The sequence below is a fragment of the Pseudomonas japonica genome (genome assembly GCF_013522925.1).
In the GTDB taxonomy this organism is placed as follows: domain Bacteria; phylum Pseudomonadota; class Gammaproteobacteria; order Pseudomonadales; family Pseudomonadaceae; genus Aquipseudomonas; species Aquipseudomonas japonica_A.
Genome location: NZ_JAAMQU010000003.1, coordinates 403,122 through 422,815 on the forward strand (window position 1 = coordinate 403,122; position 19,694 = coordinate 422,815).

At 63.9% G+C, this 19,694-nt stretch carries 20 protein-coding genes and 1 pseudogene; 18 read left to right on the top strand and 3 right to left on the bottom strand.

Going from position 1 to position 19,694, the window contains the following annotated elements; translation table 11 throughout:
* The first annotated feature begins 6 nt into the window (after positions 1-6).
* The 18 genes from G7016_RS06945 to G7016_RS07035 all read left to right on the top strand — a co-directional run bounded on the left by G7016_RS06945 (position 7) and on the right by G7016_RS07035 (position 18,245).
* On the top strand, positions 7-447 hold the full coding sequence (locus tag G7016_RS06945) for a prepilin-type N-terminal cleavage/methylation domain-containing protein (protein ID WP_181112111.1): 441 nt from the start codon (positions 7-9) through the stop codon (positions 445-447).
* Complete coding sequence (locus G7016_RS06950; RefSeq protein ID WP_181112112.1) at positions 444-806, top strand: prepilin-type N-terminal cleavage/methylation domain-containing protein; 363 nt, start codon at positions 444-446, stop codon at positions 804-806. The genes G7016_RS06945 and G7016_RS06950 overlap by 4 nt, the downstream gene beginning before the upstream one ends.
* On the top strand, positions 803-1,405 hold the full coding sequence (locus tag G7016_RS06955; RefSeq protein ID WP_181112113.1) for a prepilin-type N-terminal cleavage/methylation domain-containing protein: 603 nt from the start codon (positions 803-805) through the stop codon (positions 1,403-1,405). The genes G7016_RS06950 and G7016_RS06955 overlap by 4 nt, the downstream gene beginning before the upstream one ends.
* Positions 1,405-2,121 carry a type II secretion system protein GspK gene (locus G7016_RS06960; protein WP_181112114.1) on the top strand — a complete coding sequence of 239 codons (717 nt, stop codon included), beginning with the start codon at positions 1,405-1,407 and terminating at the stop codon, positions 2,119-2,121. Before G7016_RS06955 ends, G7016_RS06960 begins: the two co-directional genes overlap by 1 nt.
* Positions 2,118-3,149 carry a type II secretion system protein GspL gene (locus tag G7016_RS06965; protein ID WP_181112115.1) on the top strand — a complete coding sequence of 344 codons (1,032 nt, stop codon included), beginning with the start codon at positions 2,118-2,120 and terminating at the stop codon, positions 3,147-3,149. The genes G7016_RS06960 and G7016_RS06965 overlap by 4 nt, the downstream gene beginning before the upstream one ends.
* Positions 3,130-3,741, top strand: coding sequence for a type II secretion system protein GspM (gene gspM, locus G7016_RS06970; RefSeq protein WP_181112116.1), 612 nt, complete (start codon positions 3,130-3,132; stop codon positions 3,739-3,741). The genes G7016_RS06965 and gspM overlap by 20 nt, the downstream gene beginning before the upstream one ends.
* A complete protein-coding gene (locus G7016_RS06975) occupies positions 3,738-4,256 on the top strand; it encodes a general secretion pathway protein GspN (RefSeq protein WP_181112117.1) in 519 nt (172 codons plus the stop codon). The genes gspM and G7016_RS06975 overlap by 4 nt, the downstream gene beginning before the upstream one ends.
* The gene (gene gspD / locus G7016_RS06980; RefSeq protein ID WP_181112119.1) at positions 4,253-6,514 is read left to right on the top strand and encodes a type II secretion system secretin GspD; all 2,262 of its coding nucleotides are present in this window, start codon (positions 4,253-4,255) and stop codon (positions 6,512-6,514) included. Before G7016_RS06975 ends, gspD begins: the two co-directional genes overlap by 4 nt.
* 748 nt (positions 6,515-7,262) lie before the next feature.
* Positions 7,263-7,907 carry a (2Fe-2S)-binding protein gene (locus G7016_RS06990; protein WP_181112121.1) on the top strand — a complete coding sequence of 215 codons (645 nt, stop codon included), beginning with the start codon at positions 7,263-7,265 and terminating at the stop codon, positions 7,905-7,907.
* Positions 7,907-8,887 (top strand): FAD binding domain-containing protein, encoded by a 981-nt coding sequence (locus G7016_RS06995; RefSeq protein ID WP_181112123.1) that lies wholly within the window; start codon positions 7,907-7,909, stop codon positions 8,885-8,887. The genes G7016_RS06990 and G7016_RS06995 overlap by 1 nt, the downstream gene beginning before the upstream one ends.
* An 11-nt stretch (positions 8,888-8,898) precedes the next feature.
* A complete protein-coding gene (locus G7016_RS07000) occupies positions 8,899-11,118 on the top strand; it encodes a xanthine dehydrogenase family protein molybdopterin-binding subunit (protein ID WP_181112125.1) in 2,220 nt (739 codons plus the stop codon).
* Between the two features lie 5 nt (positions 11,119-11,123).
* On the top strand, positions 11,124-12,098 hold the full coding sequence (locus tag G7016_RS07005) for an XdhC family protein (RefSeq protein ID WP_181112215.1): 975 nt from the start codon (positions 11,124-11,126) through the stop codon (positions 12,096-12,098).
* Between the two features lie 237 nt (positions 12,099-12,335).
* Complete coding sequence (locus G7016_RS07010; protein ID WP_181112127.1) at positions 12,336-13,412, top strand: ABC transporter substrate-binding protein; 1,077 nt, start codon at positions 12,336-12,338, stop codon at positions 13,410-13,412.
* Positions 13,399-14,397 (top strand): ABC transporter permease, encoded by a 999-nt coding sequence (locus G7016_RS07015; RefSeq protein ID WP_181112129.1) that lies wholly within the window; start codon positions 13,399-13,401, stop codon positions 14,395-14,397. Before G7016_RS07010 ends, G7016_RS07015 begins: the two co-directional genes overlap by 14 nt.
* A complete protein-coding gene (locus tag G7016_RS07020) occupies positions 14,391-15,173 on the top strand; it encodes an ABC transporter ATP-binding protein (protein WP_181112131.1) in 783 nt (260 codons plus the stop codon). The genes G7016_RS07015 and G7016_RS07020 overlap by 7 nt, the downstream gene beginning before the upstream one ends.
* A 111-nt stretch (positions 15,174-15,284) precedes the next feature.
* Positions 15,285-16,262: an ABC transporter substrate-binding protein gene (locus tag G7016_RS07025; protein WP_181112133.1), complete on the top strand. Its 978-nt coding sequence runs from the start codon at positions 15,285-15,287 to the stop codon at positions 16,260-16,262.
* Between the two features lie 18 nt (positions 16,263-16,280).
* Positions 16,281-17,603, top strand: a complete 1,323-nt coding sequence (locus G7016_RS07030) for an LLM class flavin-dependent oxidoreductase (protein ID WP_181112135.1) — start codon at positions 16,281-16,283, stop codon at positions 17,601-17,603.
* Positions 17,604-17,684: 81 nt separating this feature from the next.
* Positions 17,685-18,245 (top strand): DsbA family protein, encoded by a 561-nt coding sequence (locus G7016_RS07035; protein WP_181112137.1) that lies wholly within the window; start codon positions 17,685-17,687, stop codon positions 18,243-18,245.
* 4 nt (positions 18,246-18,249) lie between these two features.
* Here G7016_RS07035 and G7016_RS07040 read toward each other — a convergent pair whose 3' ends face one another.
* The 3 genes and pseudogenes from G7016_RS07040 to G7016_RS07050 all read right to left on the bottom strand — a co-directional run.
* Positions 18,250-18,693, bottom strand: coding sequence for an RES family NAD+ phosphorylase (locus G7016_RS07040; protein ID WP_181112139.1), 444 nt, complete (start codon positions 18,691-18,693; stop codon positions 18,250-18,252).
* Positions 18,690-19,139, bottom strand: coding sequence for an antitoxin Xre/MbcA/ParS toxin-binding domain-containing protein (locus G7016_RS07045; protein ID WP_181112141.1), 450 nt, complete (start codon positions 19,137-19,139; stop codon positions 18,690-18,692). The genes G7016_RS07040 and G7016_RS07045 overlap by 4 nt, the downstream gene beginning before the upstream one ends.
* A 91-nt stretch (positions 19,140-19,230) precedes the next feature.
* Positions 19,231-19,629: pseudogene (locus tag G7016_RS07050) on the bottom strand (ABC transporter substrate-binding protein); the annotation flags it as partial.
* Between the last annotated feature and the right edge of the window lie 65 nt (positions 19,630-19,694).

A 19,694-nucleotide genomic window follows, 5' to 3' on the forward strand; every position in this document is an offset into this window, starting at 1 on the left:
CGCCCGATGCCCCGTTCGTACGCCCGCAGTCGGGGGTACACGCTGTTCGAGCTGCTGGTGGTGATCCTGATGGCAGGGCTGGCCGCCGGCCTTGTGGGTGTGGGTGTGACCCGGGGCCTGCAGCAAGCCGCAGAACGCGACGCCGTGGCGCAGATGGTCAACGCCCTGAGGGCAGCCAGGGTACAGGCCATCGTGACCGGCCAACCGGCACTGGCGCGGTTCGACCTGCGCGCTCGCAGCGTGCAGGCCCCGGGCCGAAAGCCAGTGCCATGGCCGGCCGCGATGCAGGTGCGCCTGCACACCGCCGAGGCCCTGGGCTCGGCGTTCGAGTTCTATCCCGATGGCGGCGCCAGCGGCGGCAACATCGATGTGCTCAGCGGTACCCGCAATTGGCGCATCGATATTGCCTGGCTCACAGGGATGGTCGAGCTGCGGGAAGGCTCATGATCGGGCAGCGTGGTTTTACCCTTCTGGAAATGCTCGCGGCCCTTGCGGTGCTGGCGGTGTGCGCAAGCGTATTGGTAGGTGCCTTCGGGCAGAGCGCCCGGGCGCTGCAGCAAACCCGACACGCTGACCGTCTGAGCCTGGCCGCCCGCTCGGTGATGGATGATCTAGGGGAAGGCCCGCTTCAGCCTGGGCATTCCCAAGGGGTGTGGGATGGTGTGCGCTGGGCCCTTGATGTCACACCCCAGCCGTCGCAATCAGGGGCGTTGCGACTGTTCAAGCTGGACCTGAGCGTTGAAGCGCATGGCCGGGCCCAGCGTTTCACCACATTAAGTGTTCGCCAGGGGGGCCTCACGCCATGAGGCGTGAACACGGCTTTACCCTGCTGGAGATTCTGGTGGTGCTAAGCCTGCTGGCCGTGCTGCTGAGCCTGGTGGGCGCGGCATTGGCGGGCGCCAACCGTGCGGTGGCCAACGCCGAGCGTTTTAGGACGCGGCTCGATGAAATACGCGCCACCCAACATTACCTGCGCCAGGCGATCAGCCAGGCATTGCCACTGGCGCTCACCGAGGCCGCAAGCGGTAAGCCCCAACGCTTCATTGGCCAGGCGCAGGCCATGCAGTTTTGCGCCCCGCTGGCTGCCGGTATTGCCTCCGGCCTGCAACAGCATCGGCTGATACTGGCTGATCACCGCTTGGTTACAAGTTTTAGCCGTCTACAAGGTGATGAACGCGTGCCTTATGGCGAACCACAAGTGCTGTTGCACGGGGTGACAGCGCTGGCCTTTGGTTACCGGGGCTTGAATTCACTGGGCAAGCCCACTGGTTGGCTGAGCGAATGGCCGTGGCCGGAGCGCTTGCCACAGGCGGTACGCATCGACCTCACACTGGACGGTAGCGCGCCCTGGATAAGCCAGCAGGTCAACCTGCGGCTGGACCTGAGCAGCGAGCCGGGGGCGTGATGACCAAGCATCGTGGCATCGCCCTGCTGCTGGTGCTTTGGGTGCTGGCGCTGCTCAGCACCTTGCTGGCCGCGCTCGCCGGCGGGGTACGGCTGGAGTACCGGCAAGCGCTGTGGCAGCAGCAACGTACCCAGGCGCTGATGGCAGCCGAGGCGGGGCTGTGCCTGGCGGTACTTGCCTTGAATGCGCAGCCCGTTCAGGCCCGCTGGGCTGCTGACGGCTCGGTGCATGCGGCTGAATTTGCCGGCATGGCGCTGCGTGTTCGCATCCGTAGCGAGCGGGGCAAGCTGGACCTTAACGCCGCGCCTGTCGGCAGCATCGCCCGCTTGCTGCACGCCAGGGGTGCCACGCCCGCCGTGGCTGCACAGGTGGCAGCCGCTGTGGAGCGCCAGCGCGGGCGCTCACCACTGCGCACCCTCGAGGAACTGCGCCCGCTGCCTGGAATGAGTGGCGTGCTCTACAACCGGGTAGTGCCCTACATCACGGTGTGGTCCGGGCAGGCTCAGCCCGACGCCGGCCTGGTGGCCAGGCCTCTGGCCCGCGCGCTGGGTTTGCCAAACGTACGCACGGCGGCTTTGGACGCCGGCCAGATTTTCACCATCACCAGCCAGGCCCGGTCACCCGGCGGCCAGGCGACCACCCTGCGGGCCACAGTGCTCATGACCACAGCGAAGGAGGGCGCCAGGCCGTATCGGGTCTTGCGTTGGCAATCATGACGCTATCTTTATCTACGTTGCGCGCAGGCCGCATGGCGCTGTACGCCGCCTGGCGGGCCAGCCCCGCTTCGGCGTGGTATCAGGCCTGGCTGCACGAATTGCGCACCTTGCTGCCCAGCGCCATGCAGGCCTGGCTTGCCCCGGCAACCCGGGTGCAGCGGCTGGCATGGCCGCTACCTGCCACCCTGAACATCGAGCAGCCTGCGGTGCTGGTGCTGCCCGCCAGCGAAGTGCTGGTTCAACCGCTGATGCTACCGGCGGGCGCGAGGCGGGACGTGCACAAGGTGCTGGGGTTCGAAATCGATCGGTACACCCCCTTCACCGTTGAGCAGGTGCACTTTGTCGCACAAGTACTGCACAACAAAGGGCCCAAGGTAAAGGTGCTATTGGTGGCGCTCAGCCAAGAGCGCCTGCACGCGATGCTGGACACGTGCGTCGCACGGGGGCTATCGGTGGTGGGGATCGACGCGCTGACCGGGGATGGTACGCCGCTTGGAATTGACTTGTTGCCCGCCGCGGCGCGGCCGCGAAATACCAGGCGCTGGTCGCTCAATCGCGGCCTCGCGCTGTTCAGCTTTGCGCTGGCGGTCACAGCCATGGTGACGTTACTGCACGTGCGCGGAGCTCAGCTCGAGGCCTTGCGAATTACCGTTGAGCATCAACGTGAAGCAATTGCCGAGCTGGAAACCACGCGCCGCGAACTGATCAACACCCGAGGTGCGGCCACTTACCTGACTGCGCTGAAGGCCGAGCGGCCCACCTTGACCGCCATGCTCGCCAACCTCAGCGAATGTCTGGGCGACGACAGTTGGGTACAACAGCTGGAAGTGCGCGACGGCGGCGCGGTTTCGCTGTCGGGCCAGAGCCAGCGGGCGAGCGCTCTGATCACTCGGCTCAAAACCTGCCATACCCTGGCGGACGCCCACTTCCAGGGGATCATCCAGCCCGACACGCAGACCGGGAACGAACGTTTCTCGCTCAGCGCTCACCTCGTACAGGAGGCGGGCGATGCGCCGACCACTGACTAGCCGTGAACGCAAGATAGCCGCCCTTACAGTGTTGGCGTTGTTGCTGTGGGCCAGCTGGTACCTGCTGATCGACAGCTGGTTTGCCGGCCCTCTACGGGAAATGGCTGAACAGGCAGATGACCTCAACGCGCAGCAATACCGCTATGCGCAGCGGCTGATCCAGGCGCCAGTCGTGCGTGCCCAACTTGAGCATGCCCGGCAGGACCCGACCAGCCGTAGCAGCCTGTTGCCCGGTGACGACCCCAGCGCTGTCGCCGCTGACCTCATGCAGTTCGCCGTGGACCAGGTGAAAGCCCAGGCGGGCACGGGCCCTGGCTGCGAGGTAACTCAGCGCATGCCGATCGTGCCTGAGGTTGACGCCGCCCAGCCGTACCGTGAAGTGAAAGTGAGCCTGAGCCTGGACTGCGCCATTGAGCCCTTGATCCGGTTGTTCGCTGCGCTGGAGTATCACCGGCCGTTTCTGTTCATTGACAGCCTCAGCGTTCATCAGGCGACCAACGCGCCCGCAAAAGGCGGACCGGGGCGGCTTCAGGTTCAGTTGTTGGTACGTGGTTACATGGCGCCCGCGGCTGAAGGCGGGCCCCGCTCATGAAACCTCACTTTATGACATTCGGGCTGCTGGCCCTCAACGCAGGCTTGGCTGCCAGTTTTGCCTGGCTACTGCTCGCAGGCCCCGGGCCGATCGATGACCCGGCGCTAGAGCCTCATCCGGCCGTTACCGTAGCGGAGGGGGCACCGCTCGCCCCGACCGCCCTGGAACCGGCGGCCATGGCCGTTGCCTGGGCACGCCCGCTGTTCAGTCCCGACCGCCAGCCCGACGCGCCCAAGGCCGGGCCCTCGGGGCCAGGCCTGGATGGCCTGAGCCTGACCGGCGTGGTTATCGACGGCACTGCCCAGTGGGCGCTGCTGCGTCAGCGCGACAAGCGCCCATTGAAATTCCAGCGCGGCGACACCCTCGATGGCGGCTGGGTGCTTACCGCTCTTGGCCCCACCAGCGCCACGTTCACCCGCCAGGGGCAGGCACGCACCCTCAGCCTGCCTGTACTTCGCTTGCCGCTGCCTTCCCTGGCTCCGGCCCCTAAACTCCCAGACGTATCGGCACCATGACCCACACTTTTCGCACTTCGCCTTCATCATTCCGCCTGCGTACCCCGCTGCTGGGGCTGGCCACCGCCCTTACGCTCGGCGGTTGCGCCACCCCTGCAACCACACTGGACAACGACCCGGGGTTGTTGCGCGAAGCGCTGGCCGGAACAGGCCCGGCCCGCGCACCGTTGCCGATGGCCAGCGAGCCGATCAGCGTGGCGGCCGGGAGTGATACTGCGGGCCAGGCGCCGCAACGGCAGATACGCGCAGGCAACCAGCGGTTCATACGGCCGGCAGCGGCCACCAGGCCAGCAGCCCCACCGGTGGCGGGCGATGTGGTGTTCAATTTCACCGACCAGCCCATCGAGGCGGTGGTGAACACCGTAATGGGCGACTTGTTGCACGAGAACTACAGCATCGCCCAGGGGGTGAAGGGCAACGTAAGCTTCTCCACCTCTCGGCCGGTGACTCCGCACCAGGCGCTGTCGATTCTTGAAACGCTGCTGTCCTGGACCAATAACGCGATGATCCGTCAGGGCGAACGTTACGTGATCCTGCCCGCCGACCAGGCCGTTGCGGGCAAGTTGGTACCCGAAGTGGCGGTGAGCGCGCCCGCCAGCGGGTTGTCTGCCCGCATGTACCCGCTGCGCTACATTGGCGCGGCCGAGATGCAAAAACTGCTCAAACCGTTCGTGCGGGAAAATGCCTTTTTGCTGGTAGACCCGGCGCGCAACCTGCTGAGCCTGGCCGGGACACCGGAGGAGTTGGCCAACTATCAGGAAACCATCGATACCTTTGACGTGGATTGGCTCAAGGGGATGTCCATCGGCGTCTACGGTTTGCAACGGGCGTCTGTCGCCGAATTGATGCCACAGTTGCAGAAACTCTTCGGTCCCGACAGTGGCATGCCCTTGGCCAGCATGGTCAAGTTCATGCCTAACGAGCGCACCAATTCCATCGTGGCGATCTCGCCTCAGCCCGAATATCTGCAAGAAGTGGGCGAGTGGATTCGTACCATCGACGAAGGCGGGGGCAACGAGCCACAGCTGTATGTGTACGACGTGCGCAACATGAAAGCGGCCGATCTTGCCAAGTACCTGCGCCAGATCTACGGCAGCAGCCAGGCCAGTGAGGATGGCGCGGCCAAGGTGGCCCCGGGGCTCAAGACCACCACGCTCAGCTCACTGAATGGCGGCGGCACCAGCCAGAGCAGCAGTGGCTTGAGCGCATTGGGCGGTACGGCATCTTTCGCGGCCGGGCAGGCGGGCGAGAGTAACGAAGAAAGCACCGCCAGTGGCGAGGAAGAAAACAGCGCAGACCCGGGCACCGCCCAGACAGGAGAGCAAACCCGAGGTTTGCAGGAATCGGTACGCATCACCGCGCAGAAAAGCACCAACCAACTGTTGGTACGTACCCGGCCGGCTCAGTGGAAGGAGATCGAAGCGGCAATCCGCCGGCTAGATAACCTTCCATTGCAGGTGCAGATCGAAACCCGCATCCTCGAAGTGAAGCTCACCGGCGAGCTGGACCTGGGCGTGCAGTGGTACCTGGGCCGGCTGGCAGGCAACTCTTCAAGCACCACGGTGGCCAACACCAGCGGTAGCCAGGGTGCGCTCGGTGGCGGGGGTGCCGGGCTGGGGTCGAGCGACTCGCTGTTTTATTCGTTCGTGAGCAATAACCTGCAAATCGCTTTGCATGCGCTGGAAACCAACGGCCGTACGCAAGTGTTGTCAGCGCCCTCACTGGTGGTGATGAACAACCAGCAGGCGCAGATCCAGGTGGGTGACAACATCCCGATCAGCCAGACCACCGTCAATACCTCTACCTCGGACACCACCTTGAGCAGTGTGGAATATGTGCAAACCGGGGTGATCCTGGACGTGGTCCCGCGTATCAACCCAGGCGGGCTGGTGGCCATGGAAATCCAGCAGCAAGTGAGCGACGCGGATACCAGTAACGTGACTACCAGCCAACCCAACCCGGTAATCTCCACCCGGTCGGTGAGCACGCAGATTGCGGTGCAGAGCGGCCAGACCATACTCCTGGGGGGCTTGATCAAGCAGGATAACGCCGAGAGCGTCTCCAGCGTGCCGGGGCTTTCCCGCATCCCCGGGCTGCGTTGGTTGTTCGGCACCACCAGCAAAACCCGCGACCGCACCGAGCTGATCGTATTGATCACCCCACGAGTGGTGACCAACACCAGCCAGGCCCGCCAAGTGACTGATGATTACCGGCAGCAGATGCAGCTTTTGAGGCCGGGCGTGGCGCAGGGCTGGTGAGGCGCATGCAGATGCAAGCGTCATTGCAGCCACTGCGCGTCCCAAAGCGGGTAGTGGGCCAGGCTCGCCACCAGCCCGGCCCTCAACGGGTTGGCCACCACATACCAAGCGGCTTGAAGCACAGAGTCTTCGATTCGAAGCGCGCGGTCGTGGTAGCCCTTTTGCCAGAGCGGCGCTGTACCTTCCCTGTTCTTGTTGAAGACTACGGTTGACCTGGATTTCATTCGACCGACTACGCTGCCCAAGGATTTGTGCCGCAACGAAAACAGCCAGTGGAGTCTGGCATGAGCACCCATGCATGGGTCGAGGTGTGAGCCTCCAGGTCGGCGGCGCGTAAAGCGTGAATAACGGGGCGAGCGCCTGGCCAGTCCATGAAATGTCTTTGGCGGTTGTGGGTGACCACGGTTACCAGGTACACGCGGTTTTCTTCGGAAATCCGCCCTTTTCTAAGGGTGTGAGTTTTATACATATCAGGCCTCCATGCCGTGTATTCGTACGTTCCAGACCGTAGCAGCCAATGCCAGGTCGCGGGCAAGCCCTGCTGCTACACAATTTGAAATCATGCCTGTAGCAGCAAGCCTTGGCTGCTACAGGCCCGGAAGGGCCGAGGATTGATGAGCTGCGCTCATAGCTACACATAGCCAAGCGGGGCTAATCATTCCGGGCAATCGCTTCTACCCTCATCAGGTTGCTGCCCTAACGACAGATTTCATTGAACGAGAATCTGCGTGCCTGATGAGGACCTCCCATGACCGATGATGCGAACGCCCCTGGCGATCTGGCGCCCTCGCGCCGTAATTTCCTGAAATTCGGCGTGTCGAGCGTCGCCGCCGCTACCGTGTCCACGTGGATACCCGGCGCCGTGGCTGCGGCCCAGGCCACCGCGCAGGTGGATGAGGAGGCGCCGAAGCAAGGCGAGCGGCGTATCCAGCTCAAGGTGAACGGCCAGACCCACGTGCTCAACGTGCCGGTAAATGCCATTCTGTTGGACGTGCTGCGCGATCGCCTGCAGCTCACGGGCACCAAGAAAGGCTGCGACCACGGGCAATGTGGGGCCTGCACCCTGATCGTCAATGGCGACTCGATCAACTCCTGCCTGTCGATCGCGGTGCAACATGACGGCGACGAGATCCTCACCATCGAAGGGCTGGAACAAAACGGCCAGTTGCACCCCCTGCAAGAAGCATTCTGGGCCCATGACGCCTATCAGTGCGGGTACTGCACCTCGGGGCAGATCATGAGCGCCTACGCCATCCTGCAAAACCCGGATATTCCCGAGGATGACGCCAGCGTGCGGGAAGCCATGAGTGGCAACATTTGCCGCTGCGGCGCTTACAAGAACATCCTCAGCGCCATCCAGGCGGCCCGGCCGAAGATGAAGGGAGTGGTGTAATGCGCACCTTTCAGTACACCCGCGCGGATTCGCCCGCTCAGGCCATCGGCCGCGCGCCCGACGCGAACCGCGCCTTTCTTGCCGGCGGCACCACCTTACTCGACCTGGTGAAGCTGGACGTCATGCAGCCAACGGAAGTGGTGGACATCAACCGGCTTGCGCTCAAGCAGGTGGAGCGCCTGAGCGACGGCCGCCTGCGCATCGGCGCGCTGGTCACCAACAGCGACCTGGCCCATCACCCGATTGTGGTGAAGGACTACCCTGTGCTCTCCCAGGCATTGCTAGCAGGAGCGTCCACTCAGCTGCGCAACAAGGCCACCACCGCCGGCAATGTGATGCAGCGCGTGCGCTGTGGTTATTTCCGCGATGGCGTTTCCGCCTGCAACAAACGTACGCCGGGTTCGGGCTGTGCCGCCATCGACGGCCACAACCGCAGCGTGCATGCCGTGCTGGGCACCAGTGGCCAGTGCATCGCCACGCACCCTTCGGACATGTGCGTGGCGATGGCAGCCATTGGCGCCACGGTGACGGTGCAGGGCGCAGGCGGGGTGAAGGAAGTGGCTTTTGCCGACTTTCATCTATTGCCCGGCAAAACGCCTTGGCTGGAGCATGCCTTGGGTAAGAACGAACTGATCACACACATCACCCTGGACGCACCGTTGACCAACGCTCGTTCGGGGTACCTGAAGTTGCGCGACCGCACCTCGTACCAATTTGCCTTGGCCTCCAGCGCAGTGATCGTGGTGATGAATGGGCCGCGCATTGCCCAGGCGCGCGTTGCCTTGGGCGGTGTGGGCACCAAACCGTGGCGGGCCGCTGAAACCGAAGCCGCGCTGGTGGGGCAGGTTCCGTCGCCCGAGCTGTTCGCCCGTGCCGCCGCGCGGGCCTTTGAAAGCGCTACGCCATATTCGCAGAACGCCTACAAGGTCCCGCTCGGGCAGCAGGCAATCGTGCGCAACCTGCGCAACCTTCTGGTGTAAGGAGAGAGCCCGTGATCGAGCCCACTATTGGCGCCCCTCAGCGGCGCATCGACGGCCGCCACAAAGTCACTGGCCGCGCCCGTTACGCCGCTGACCATCCTGTCAAAAACCTTACCTATGCCTATGGGGTGTACAGCACCATCGCCAGCGGCACCGTGCTGAGCATCGACGACCGGGCTGCACGCGCCATGCCTGGCGTGCTCGCCGTGCTTCACCACGGCAACATGCCGGCTCTCCACCGCTCACCGGCTGCGGCGTTCACCTTTGACATCCGCGCCATTACCTACGTGGATGAACACCGTTTGCCGTTCGAAGATGACCAGGTGTACTACCCCGGCCAGTTCGTTGCGCTCGTGGTTGCCGACAGCTTCGAGCGTGCTCGGGAAGCGGCGCAGCAGGTAAAGGTGCAATACCGCACCGGGGAACTGGTGCCGGGGCTGGAACAATCCCTGCAACGTAAACCTGCAGCGGACGGCGGCGCGGGGCATACCCGCGGCAACGCCGACGCTGCGCTGGCAACCGCGGTGCACAAGGTGGAGGCCACCTACACCACGCCGGTGGAAGTGCACAACCCTATGGAAATGCACAGCACCACTGCGTACTGGGAGAACGGTCGGCTATCTGTGTATGAATCCACACAGGGTGTGGTCAACCATCGCAACGTGCTAGCCAACGTGTTCGACCTTACCCCGGACCGCGTGGAGGTGAAGGCCCCGTTCATTGGTTCGGGCTTTGGCAGCAAACTCTTCCCTTGGCCTCATTCGATTGCGGCCTGCGCCGCTGCGAAAGTAACCGGCCGACCGGTGCAACTGGTGGTACCGCGCGCCCAGATGTTCACCACCGTGGGCCATCGACCGGAAACGTCCCAGCGGCTGCAGGTAGCAGCAGACGCCAACGGCAAGCTGGTGGCGATCAAGCACGAGTCGGTGAACACCACCTCCATGGTGGACGTGTACATCGAGAATTGCGGCGGGGTGACCAAAAGCTTGTATTCCTGCCCTAACGTGGTGGTGAGCCATGCCAGCGCGCCGGTCAACCGTGGTACGCCCACGTCCATGCGGGCGCCTGGTGCGGCGCCGGGGCTGTTCGCGCTGGAATCGGCCATGGACGAATTGGCGTTGGCCTGCGACATGGACCCCTTGGCGTTTCGCCAGAAGAACCTGTCCAGCCGGGACGAAAGCACCGGCCTGCCCTGGTCCAGCAACCACTTGGCCGAGGCCCTCAGCACTGCCGCAGAGCGCTTCGGCTGGCAGCAGCGCAAGCCTGGCACAGGCGCCATGCGCGAGGGGGACGAAATCATCGGTTATGGCCTTGGCGCCTGTAACTGGGAAGCCTACCGGATACCTGCGGAGGCAAGGGTTACGCTGCGTGCCGACGGCACCGCGTTGGCCCAGTGCGGATTGCAGGACATTGGCACCGGTACATACACCATCGTAGCGCAGACGGTGGCGGACCTCACCGGGCTGCCACTGGAGCGCATCGAGGTGGAACTGGGCAGCTCGGCGTTCCCGGCCGGCCCGTTGTCGGGCGGCTCCTGGGCTACCGCCAGCGTGATGCCTGCGGTGGCCGAAGCCACCCGGTTGGCGCTGCGCAAACTGAGCGGATATGCCACGGGCAAGGGCGGGCCGTTCGCTGGCACCGCGCCCGAAGCGCTCACCGTAAGCGGCGGGCGGCTGAGCGACGGCCAGCGGGCGATGGCCTTCGCCGACGTGCTCAAAAACCAGCGGCTATCCCGCGCCGAAGCGGAGTACCAGAGCCCCGGGGCGGACACCAGCAAGTTCGCGTTCCGATCCTTCGGCGCGCACTTCGTGGAAGTACGCTGGGACCCCGGCATTTCGAGGCTGCGCGTGGCCCGAGTGGTAAGCGCTATCGACGTAGGCCGGGTGGTCAATCCGCTGGCAGCGCGCAATCAGGTCGAGGGTGCGATTGTGATGGCCATCGGCATGGCCTTGTTCGAGGCGGCGGAGTTCGACCCGCGCAATGGGCTACCGGTGAACAACAACTATGCCGAATATGTGGTACCGGTGAACGCGGACCAACCTGAAATCGACGTAATCCTCCTCGACCATCCGGACCTCCACCTCAACGAATTCGGTGTGCGAGGCATCGGTGAAATCGGCGTGACCGGGCTGGCCGCGGCAGTCGCCAATGCCGTGTACCACGCCACCGGCAAGCGCATCCGCAACCTGCCGATCACCTTGGACAAACTCATGGACGGTATTCCCACCTGATGCCTATGAAACCGCTGGACGTACAGGTGGTAGAACAGGCGCTGGCGTGGCTCGAACTGGGTCAGCCCGTGTGGTTGTGCACGGTGCTCGCCACGTTCGGCTCGGCGCCCAGGGAGCCAGGGTCGATGCTGGTGGCCACCGCGTCGGGGGTCTTTTGTGGGTCGCTGTCCGGCGGCTGCGTGGAGGAGGATTTCCTCCAGCGGCTGGCCGCCGGTGAGTTTACGCCCGCAAGCCAGGTGGTGCGCTACGGTGAAGGTGGGCTCGCGCCCACTGTCGCCTTGCCCTGTGGTGGCTCACTTGATGTGTTGCTGGAACACTTCGCCGCCGACGAGCCTGCTCGGGCGCACTTCGTTGCGTTGAGGCGGGCACTGCTCGGTGATCGGCCGGTCAGCCGACACATCAGCCTGGGCAATGGCGAGCCCAGCCTGGACGATATCCGTAGGCATGCGCCGCGAGTGAGTCGCGATCAGGATCACATTTGTATCAACGTAGGCCCGTGTACACGATTGATTGTGGCGGGAGTGTCGCCGGTGGCTGAGTACTGCATCGACTTCGCCCAGGCGCTGGGGTTCGAGGTGATCGTGTGCGACCCTCGCCCGGAACACCTGGCCTGGCTGCAGGGCAAGGTGCCGGCGGATAAACTGCTGGAAGTGCTGCCTGCGGTCTTCATCGCAGGCGGCGGCTGCCATCAAGCGACCGCGGTGGTGGCGCTGACCCACGACCCTCGGCTGGACGATCTCACCTTGATGGAAGCCGTGCGCACTCAAGCGTTTTACATCGGTGCCATGGGCTCGGCCCGCACCAGTGAAAAGCGCCGCGAACGCCTGGCCAGGATCGGCCGCCTGAGCCCGGAGCAGTTGGCCCGGGTACATGCACCTATCGGCCTGAACCTGGGCAGCAAAACCCCGGCACAGATAGCGCTTGCGGTGATGGCGGACATTGTTCGGCAAGCCAATGGCGTGGCCCGCGAATGTTTATAGGCTGCTACGGGCTGCTATCCATGCGTTGGTCGGCCTGCAAGCGGTTGCAGGCACATTGTTAGTTTGCCAGCCCCTGGCCTTACTAGCGAGCCGAGGATAATTCAAGCGCATATTAGGATATGCCAATAATGAATTTAGGGCATGCCTCGAGCAGTGCTATGTTCAGCCGATAAAGCCCGCTTCCTCTCTCGGCCACCGTGCGCGCGGATCCGAACCCACCCGTTCCGGAGATGCTGCATGCCTGGCCGTTCTGCCAACCGTTTATCCCGCCGCCGCTTGCTCGGTTATGGCGCCGCCGCCCTGGCCAGCCCGCTGTGGCTACCACTTGCCGAGCGCGCCCTGGCCGATGAGCCCAACCATGCTGCCCATGGCCAGGCCGCTGAGCCCCCAGGCACCGGGGCCTTTATCAAACTCGACGCTCCTTACAAACTTAAACTGGCCATCAACCTCAACGCCGTTTGCCTGGCCCCCGTGGTGATCGCGCACGGGGAAGGCTTTTTCACGGAGCACAACCTGGACGTGGAATTCGTGAACTTTGGTAATTCCACAGAGGTACTGCTCGAAGCCATTGCCACAGACAAGGCGGATGCCGGGCTGGGCATGGCCCTGCGCTGGCTCAAGGCGCTGGAGCAGGGCTTTGACGTGAAGCTCACCGCGGGTACGCACGGGGGTTGCCTGCGCCTGTTGAGGGCCAGCAGCAGCCCGATCACCTCACTGGAAGCGCTCAAGGGCCAGACCATCGGCGTGACCGACATGGCCAGCCCGGACCGTAACTTCTTCTCCATCCTCTTGAAAAAGCACGGCGTGGACCCGGTCAGCGACGTGCAATGGAAGCTCTATCCTGCCGATTTACTTGGCACGGCGCTGGACCGGGGGGAGGTGCAGGCCATCAGCGGAAGCGACCCGTTCATGTACCGGCTGATCAAGGCAGGCCAGGCACGAGAGCTGTCCAGCAACCTGGTGGATGAATACGCCAACCTGTCGTGCTGCGTGGTAGGCGTCACCGGCAAGCTGGTGCGCGACAACCGCCAAGTCGCTGCGGCACTCACCCAAGCCGTGCTGGAAGCCCACGACTATGCGGTTCAGCACCCGGAGGCAGTGGCCAAGGGGTTCCAGAAGTTTGCGTTGAACACCACCGAAGCCGAGGTGCAAGCGATCCTGCACGACCACACCCACGGGCATCATGCGGTGGGTGCCGCGTTCACCCAGGAAATCGTGACCTATGTGGACGACCTGAAAACCGTGCAGGTGTTCGATGCCAGCACCGATGCCAGGCAGTTCGCCGGGGAGATCACCGCCGATGTCTTCAGCTGAGCTCAGCCAATCCACGCCCGCCGCCCTTCGGCGCAACGGGCCCATCGCCTGGCGGCCCGCGCTGGCAAGCCTGGCATGGCTCATGGCGGGCGTGTTGACCCGCTTTTACCCGGACGCCACCCGCCATTGGCCGCTTACCGACAGCCTGGCGAACGCGGAGCTGGCTGCCGCAGTGGCAATTGCAGCGCTGGCGCTGGCAGGTGTACGCCTGCCTGAACTGAACCGGCGGCTGCGCCACGCCTCAGCCTGGCTGATCGCACTGGGCGCTTTGTTGGCGTTATGGGAACTGGGCACGGCAAAGCTGGGGTTGCTGCCCGTGCCGTTTTTCGCGCCGCCGCAGGCTTTGGTCGCCGTTTATCTGAACGACTGGGCGCGGTTGCTGGACAGCCTGGCCCATTCGGCGCTGCTGTTGGGCACCGGTGTGATTACCGGCGCGGCGTGCGGCTTCGTGGCGGGGGTAGCGATGGGCTGGTCCAGCGCGGTGGGCTACTGGCTGCGCCCCGTGCTGCGCCTTCTTGGCCCGGTGCCATCCACGGCGTTGTTGCCGCTGTGCTTCTTCCTGTTTCCCAGCAGCTGGAGCGCCAGCGTATTCCTGATCGCGCTTGCCACCTGGTTCCCCGTCACCGTGCTGACCTGGTCGGGCGTGACCAGCGTCGACAAGGCCTATTACGACGTGGCCCGCACCCTGGGTGCCAAGCCGTGGTTCCTGATACGGCGAGTGGCGATCCCCGCCGCCATGCCCCACGTGTTCGTGGGCGTGTTCATGGGGTTGGGGGCCTCGTTCTCCACCTTGGTGGTGGCGGAAATGATGGGGGTTAAATCGGGGATTGGCTGGTACCTGCAATGGGCGCAAGGCTGGGCAGCCTACGCCAACATGTATGCGGCCTTGCTATTGATGGCGGTGTGTTGCTCAGGGCTGATTTGCGCCTTGTTCAAGGTGCGTGATCGGCTGCTGGCCTGGCAAAAAGGAACGGTGAAATGGTAGCGCTCAACCAACGGCATACGGCAGGGCTGGCGGTGCACATCGAGGCGCTGAGCCACGCTTTCCACCTGGATGGGCAGCCGCTGCCGGTACTGGATAACGTAAGCCTGAGCATCGCCCCAGGTGAATTCGTCGCGCTGCTCGGCCCGTCCGGCTGCGGCAAATCCACACTGCTGCGGCTGGTGGCGGGGCTGGAGCCCGCCGATGAAGGTACGTTGCTGGGCGATGGGGTGCCGATTTCCGGGCCGCATCCTAGCCGCGTAGTGATGTTCCAGGAGCCCACGTTGTACCTCTGGCGGCGGGTATGGGACAACGTCGCCATCGGCCTGGAAGCCCAAGGGGTGCTCAAAGGGCAACGCAGCCGCGTGGACAACGCCTTGGCCAAAGTGCATCTGTCCGAGTTCGCCCGCGCCTGGCCGCGGCAGCTGTCCGGCGGCATGGCGCAGCGGGTGGCACTGGCCAGGGCCTTGGTGAACGAGCCGCGCTTGCTGATCCTCGACGAGCCGCTGGGCAAGCTGGATTCGCTTACCCGTATCGCCATGCAAAAGGAACTGACCGACCTGTGGCAGCGCCAAGGCTATACAGCCTTGCTGGTTACCCACGACGTGGAGGAGGCGCTATTGCTGGCCAACCGTATCATCGTGTTTAGCGGCAGGCCTGCGAGGGTGCGCTCGGAAATTTCCATAAACCGAGGCTTTCCGCGGCGGCGGGATGATCCGTATCTGGTAAGCCTACGACGGGAGATTCTGGCCCAGCTGGGGCTGGAGGAGGCGGCTTGAAATGCAGATTTTGCATCTTAGGATATGCCTTAAATGAATTTCACAACGTATTCGCCATTGCGTAGGTTATAAGCGATCAGTCTCAATATTACATCGCTTATAACCGACCATATGGAGGCCCCCTTGGGCACACTCTTCAAACTCGCCGCTGCCGCGCTCGCTGCTTCGATCAGCCTGGGCGCCTCCGCGCTAACGCTGACCGTAGGCGACCAGAGTTACAACACCCGTGCCGTGATGGAAGCCGCCGGCGTGCTCGAAGGCCTCCCGTACACCCTCGACTGGAAACAGTTTACCGCTGGCTCGCCAGTGGCCGAGGCGTTGAACGTGGGCAGCCTTGACCTTGGCCTGCTGGGCGATGCGCCGCCGCTGTTTCTCGGCGCGCTGGGGGCGCCTATCAAGGTGATCGCGGTGACCCAACAAAACCTCGATGGCGTGGCCATCATTGCGGCCAAGGATTCTCCAATCAAAACCATCGCCGACATCAGAGGAAAGCGCGTGGCGATCTGGAAAGGTTCCTGGAGCCAGCAGTTGTTGTTTACGGCCTTGGACAAGGCGGGCATACCCCGGGATCAAATAGACATCCGCTACCTTAGTGCGCTGGATGCCTCCCACGCCCTGGACGGCGGTTCTGTGGATGTGATCGCCACCTGGGAGCCCTACGTGACCCAGCAGGAGCGCCAGGGCGCGCGGGTGATCACCACGGCCAAAGGGTTGATCCCCGCGCAAAGCTTCGTGGTGGCCAACAATACGTCCCTGGAAGAGAAGCGGGCCGCCATCGCGGATTTCCTGGGGCGGTTGAAAAAAGCCCGCAGCTGGACCCTCAGCGACGCCGCTCACAACGAAGCCTATGCCGACGCCTGGGCCGAGCGCAGCCGCGCCGACCGCGAGATCGCCCGGGCCTGGTTCTCCCGCGCGCAAACCAACCTTGGGCCGGTGAGCGAGCAGAACATTGCGGACGCGCAAAAAACCATCGACTTCTTCGCAGGGCTGGGCCTGATCAAGGCGTACCCGGCGGCCCAGTTGTTCGATCGCTCGTTCACCACCGCCCTGGCCGTGCCGGGTACCGCCACTGCCCAAACCGCGCCCTGAACCGAGGAGGCCCCTGACATGAGCAAACGACAGCTGAAACTAGGCGCCCTCACCATGGGCGTGGGCGGCCCCGGCCGGCATAACCTGTGGCTGGACCCGGAACTGCCCGCCGACGCCAGCGTGAACATCGACTGGTACATCGACATTGCCCGCCAGGCCGAGGCGGCGCTGTTCGACCTGATCTTCATCGTCGACAGTCAGTTCATCACGCCTGGTTCGCCGCCCCATTACCTGAACCGGCTGGAGCCGCTCACGCTACTGTCGGCCCTGGCGGTCAGCACCCGGCACATTGGCCTGGTGGGCACGCTCACTACCTCATACAACGAGCCGTTCAACGTGGCCCGGCGCCTGGCGTCACTGGACCTGATCAGCAAGGGCCGGGCAGGGTGGAACGTGGTTACCAGCGGTGACGCCGGGACCGCCGGCAACTATGGCCGTGACGAGCACTACGACTACGACACCCGTTATGGCCGTGCCCGTGAGCATGTTCAGGTGGTGCAGGGATTGTGGCAGTCCTGGGAGCACGATGCCTTTGTGCGCGACCGCAGCACCGGGCGCTATTTCGACCCGGCCAAGCTGCATGCGCTGAACCATAAGGGCGAGCATTTCTCCGTAGTCGGCCCTTTGAACATCCAACGCTCGCCACAGGGGCAGCCGGTGATTTTCCAGGCGGGAGATTCCGAGCAAGGCCGGGAATTGGGCGCTGCCATTGCCGACGTGGTCTTCACCCACGCACCGAGCCTGGAGCAAGGCCAGGTGTTTTACAAAGAGATCAAGGAGCGTGCGCGCCTCCAAGGGCGCGATCCCGAACAGGTGCTGGTGTTGCCAGGCGCGGAGATCTTCGTGGGCGATACCGATGCGCAGGCCCGGGAGATCGAACGCCACTATCATCAGGCCGACCACAGTTTCGAACAGGCCTTGCTCGAGTTCGGCCGTTCGTTTGGTTGGCATGACTTCAGCCAGTATGACCTCGATGCGCCGTTCCCGGCCCAGGCGCTGGAGTTTGCCCGCAGCAGCTTCTTCACCGTAGCCAAACGGATCACCGACCGGGCCGTGAGTGAGGGCCTTACCCTGCGCCAGGCCGTGGAAGCCTCGCGGCAATTGCGCCCGGGGGCGTTTGTGGGCAGCGCGACGACCATCGCGGATAAAATGGCGTTGTGGCTGGAGGCGAGGGCAGTAGACGGCTTCAACATCTACATCGGCCACCCGGGCCAATTCCGCCGGTTCACTGAGGAAGTAGTGCCGCTGCTGCAAAAGCGCGGGGTATACCGCACTGAATACCCGGGCACTACGTTGCGCGAAACCCTCGGGCTCGCGATTCATGACAACGTACGGGGTTAGCCTGCCGACGGTGTGGCGAAGCGGCGCGCGCAATGGTAGCGTCGCCGCGGGTTACCTTACGAACGCTATGAGGATAAAGCCATGACCGAATCGAACTGGCGGGCCGCGCCGCTGACCTGGGGCCAGGGGCCGCGAACCTTCGAGGTATTTCTGGAGCCTACGTGCCCGTTCTCGGTCAGGGCTTTTCGCAAGCTCAGGCCGTTGCTGGAACAGGCCGGGAAGGATCGGCTTACCGTAAAAGTGCGCCTGCAGTCGCAACCCTGGCATATGTACTCGGGCGTGCTGGTACGTTGCATCCTCGCTGCCTCCACCCTGGAGGGTGGCGCGGACGCTGCCTGGCGGGTAATGGAGGCAATCGCCGACCACCGGGAGGAATTCGAGTTCGAGCACCACGCCACCGGGCCTAACCTGGATGCGACGCCCAACGACATCATCGCCCGGCTGGAAGGCTACAGCGGCGTGCCCCTGGCCGCAGCATTCGCCATCCCTGACCTGGACCGCGAGATCAAGTGGCACTGCAAGTACGCCCGCCAGAACGGCATCCATGTATCGCCCACGTTCATGGTCGACGGCCTGGTGCAATCGGCGCTTAGCAGTGGCGACTCGGTAGAGCAGTGGCTGGCCCAGCTTAAGCTCAGCTGACCCGTCAGTGTTTGAACAGCCGGGTATCCAGCGCGAACGCCTCGGGAGTGACAGTGGCCAGCGCCGCGCCGGGGTGCAGCGGATTGAACAGGTAGTTGGTGGTGTGTGGCATCACGGCGCTGGGTACCGGCAGTAGCAGCGCCTGTACGCCACGCAGAAAACCATCGCCTACAGCCCGTGTGCGCGCCTGATCCTGCTGCCAGCCTTGATCCAGCTCGGGGGCCGGTGCCTCAATCGCCCCGTCCGGGAGCTCTACCCGCAGCAGCTGCAGGCTCTCGGGAAAATCCTCCTGGTCCACTTCCAGATGCACCAGCACCTCCAGCAATGCCCCCGAAGGTGTGCCCGCCAGGTACACCACCGGGTGGCCGATCGTATGCCAGCGCCCACCGGCCATCAGCCCTCCACGACCGGTGAGGTCGTCGAACGCGCTGATGCGCCATAGCGTCAAAACGCAAAGCCCTCGGCGAGCTGCACCAATGCCTCTTCCACTTGCCGGGTACCCTGGATGGTGGAAAGCATGGCAACAGGCGTTTTACCCCCGAAGCGTTCCTTGGGCTTGGTGAGCCACCGGCGTGCCTTGGCATCGTCCCCGAACAGGGCCTGGGCCATGGCTGCGATATGGGCGGAGCGATACAGCCGGTCGCTCTCGTCGACAGTCAGCGGCTGGCCTTTGGTGAGGCGACTTTTGAGCGTTTTCAGCGGAATGATGTGATCACGCTCGAGCGGGCTGATCGTTCCTTCATCGGCCAGCGTTTTGACACGGCTCGCGGGGAAGCCCATCTCGATCAGCTCGTGGATTCGCTGGTCCGACGCGCTGGCTGGAATTTCCAGCAGCGCCTCGAGGCGAGTACGGTAGGCGAAGTAGGCAGCTTCGCGCAGAATTTCGGCATGCATGGAGGAGGCCCTCGTTGCGGCATTTGCCGAATAGTATCCGGCGAACCCCGGATTTGTCGCAAGGTGAATCTCCTGACGGAATTTATTATCAGAGATCGCCAAGGCTGGCACGCAAGGGCGAGGCTTGGGGCACCACGATCGCCTGCGCGGAGGGCGAGCGAGCTTCCTGGGCGAAGTAGGTCAGCTTGGCATGCGCCGCCTGGGCGAACACCGGGACGGTATCCGCTACATCTGCGCTGATATCGACGTTGCCCACGTTGAGGGCTTCGAGCAGCGGCAATCCGCTGGGGAATTCATGCCAGCTGACGTCGATATTCTTTTCAGCCAGGGCCTTGTCCAGCGTGCCGCGGGTTTTGAGCAAGGCAATGAGCGTGGAGGACTTCTGATACCCGATACGTACGGTGTCCCGGGCTTGGGCCTGGGTAGTGACGCCCAGGCCAGCCATGGAAATCAGGGCAGCCACGGCGGTAAAACGAAGAAAGTTGGGCATAGTGCACTCGGTGTTGGACGGTTGGGCGAAGCGGCAACGAGCGCAATGCTAAAGCCCCTGAAAAA

Coding starts and splice junctions, on each gene's coding strand:
- G7016_RS06945 (WP_181112111.1), top strand. CDS start 7: ATGCCCCGTTCGTACGCCCGCAGTCGGGGGTACACGCTGTTCGAGCTG.
- G7016_RS06950 (WP_181112112.1), top strand. CDS start 444: ATGATCGGGCAGCGTGGTTTTACCCTTCTGGAAATGCTCGCGGCCCTT.
- G7016_RS06955 (WP_181112113.1), top strand. CDS start 803: ATGAGGCGTGAACACGGCTTTACCCTGCTGGAGATTCTGGTGGTGCTA.
- G7016_RS06960 (WP_181112114.1), top strand. CDS start 1,405: ATGACCAAGCATCGTGGCATCGCCCTGCTGCTGGTGCTTTGGGTGCTG.
- G7016_RS06965 (WP_181112115.1), top strand. CDS start 2,118: ATGACGCTATCTTTATCTACGTTGCGCGCAGGCCGCATGGCGCTGTAC.
- gspM (WP_181112116.1), top strand. CDS start 3,130: ATGCGCCGACCACTGACTAGCCGTGAACGCAAGATAGCCGCCCTTACA.
- G7016_RS06975 (WP_181112117.1), top strand. CDS start 3,738: ATGAAACCTCACTTTATGACATTCGGGCTGCTGGCCCTCAACGCAGGC.
- gspD (WP_181112119.1), top strand. CDS start 4,253: ATGACCCACACTTTTCGCACTTCGCCTTCATCATTCCGCCTGCGTACC.
- G7016_RS06990 (WP_181112121.1), top strand. CDS start 7,263: ATGACCGATGATGCGAACGCCCCTGGCGATCTGGCGCCCTCGCGCCGT.
- G7016_RS06995 (WP_181112123.1), top strand. CDS start 7,907: ATGCGCACCTTTCAGTACACCCGCGCGGATTCGCCCGCTCAGGCCATC.
- G7016_RS07005 (WP_181112215.1), top strand. CDS start 11,124: ATGAAACCGCTGGACGTACAGGTGGTAGAACAGGCGCTGGCGTGGCTC.
- G7016_RS07010 (WP_181112127.1), top strand. CDS start 12,336: ATGCCTGGCCGTTCTGCCAACCGTTTATCCCGCCGCCGCTTGCTCGGT.
- G7016_RS07015 (WP_181112129.1), top strand. CDS start 13,399: ATGTCTTCAGCTGAGCTCAGCCAATCCACGCCCGCCGCCCTTCGGCGC.
- G7016_RS07020 (WP_181112131.1), top strand. CDS start 14,391: ATGGTAGCGCTCAACCAACGGCATACGGCAGGGCTGGCGGTGCACATC.
- G7016_RS07025 (WP_181112133.1), top strand. CDS start 15,285: ATGGAGGCCCCCTTGGGCACACTCTTCAAACTCGCCGCTGCCGCGCTC.
- G7016_RS07030 (WP_181112135.1), top strand. CDS start 16,281: ATGAGCAAACGACAGCTGAAACTAGGCGCCCTCACCATGGGCGTGGGC.
- G7016_RS07035 (WP_181112137.1), top strand. CDS start 17,685: ATGACCGAATCGAACTGGCGGGCCGCGCCGCTGACCTGGGGCCAGGGG.
- G7016_RS07045 (WP_181112141.1), bottom strand. CDS start 19,139: ATGCATGCCGAAATTCTGCGCGAAGCTGCCTACTTCGCCTACCGTACT.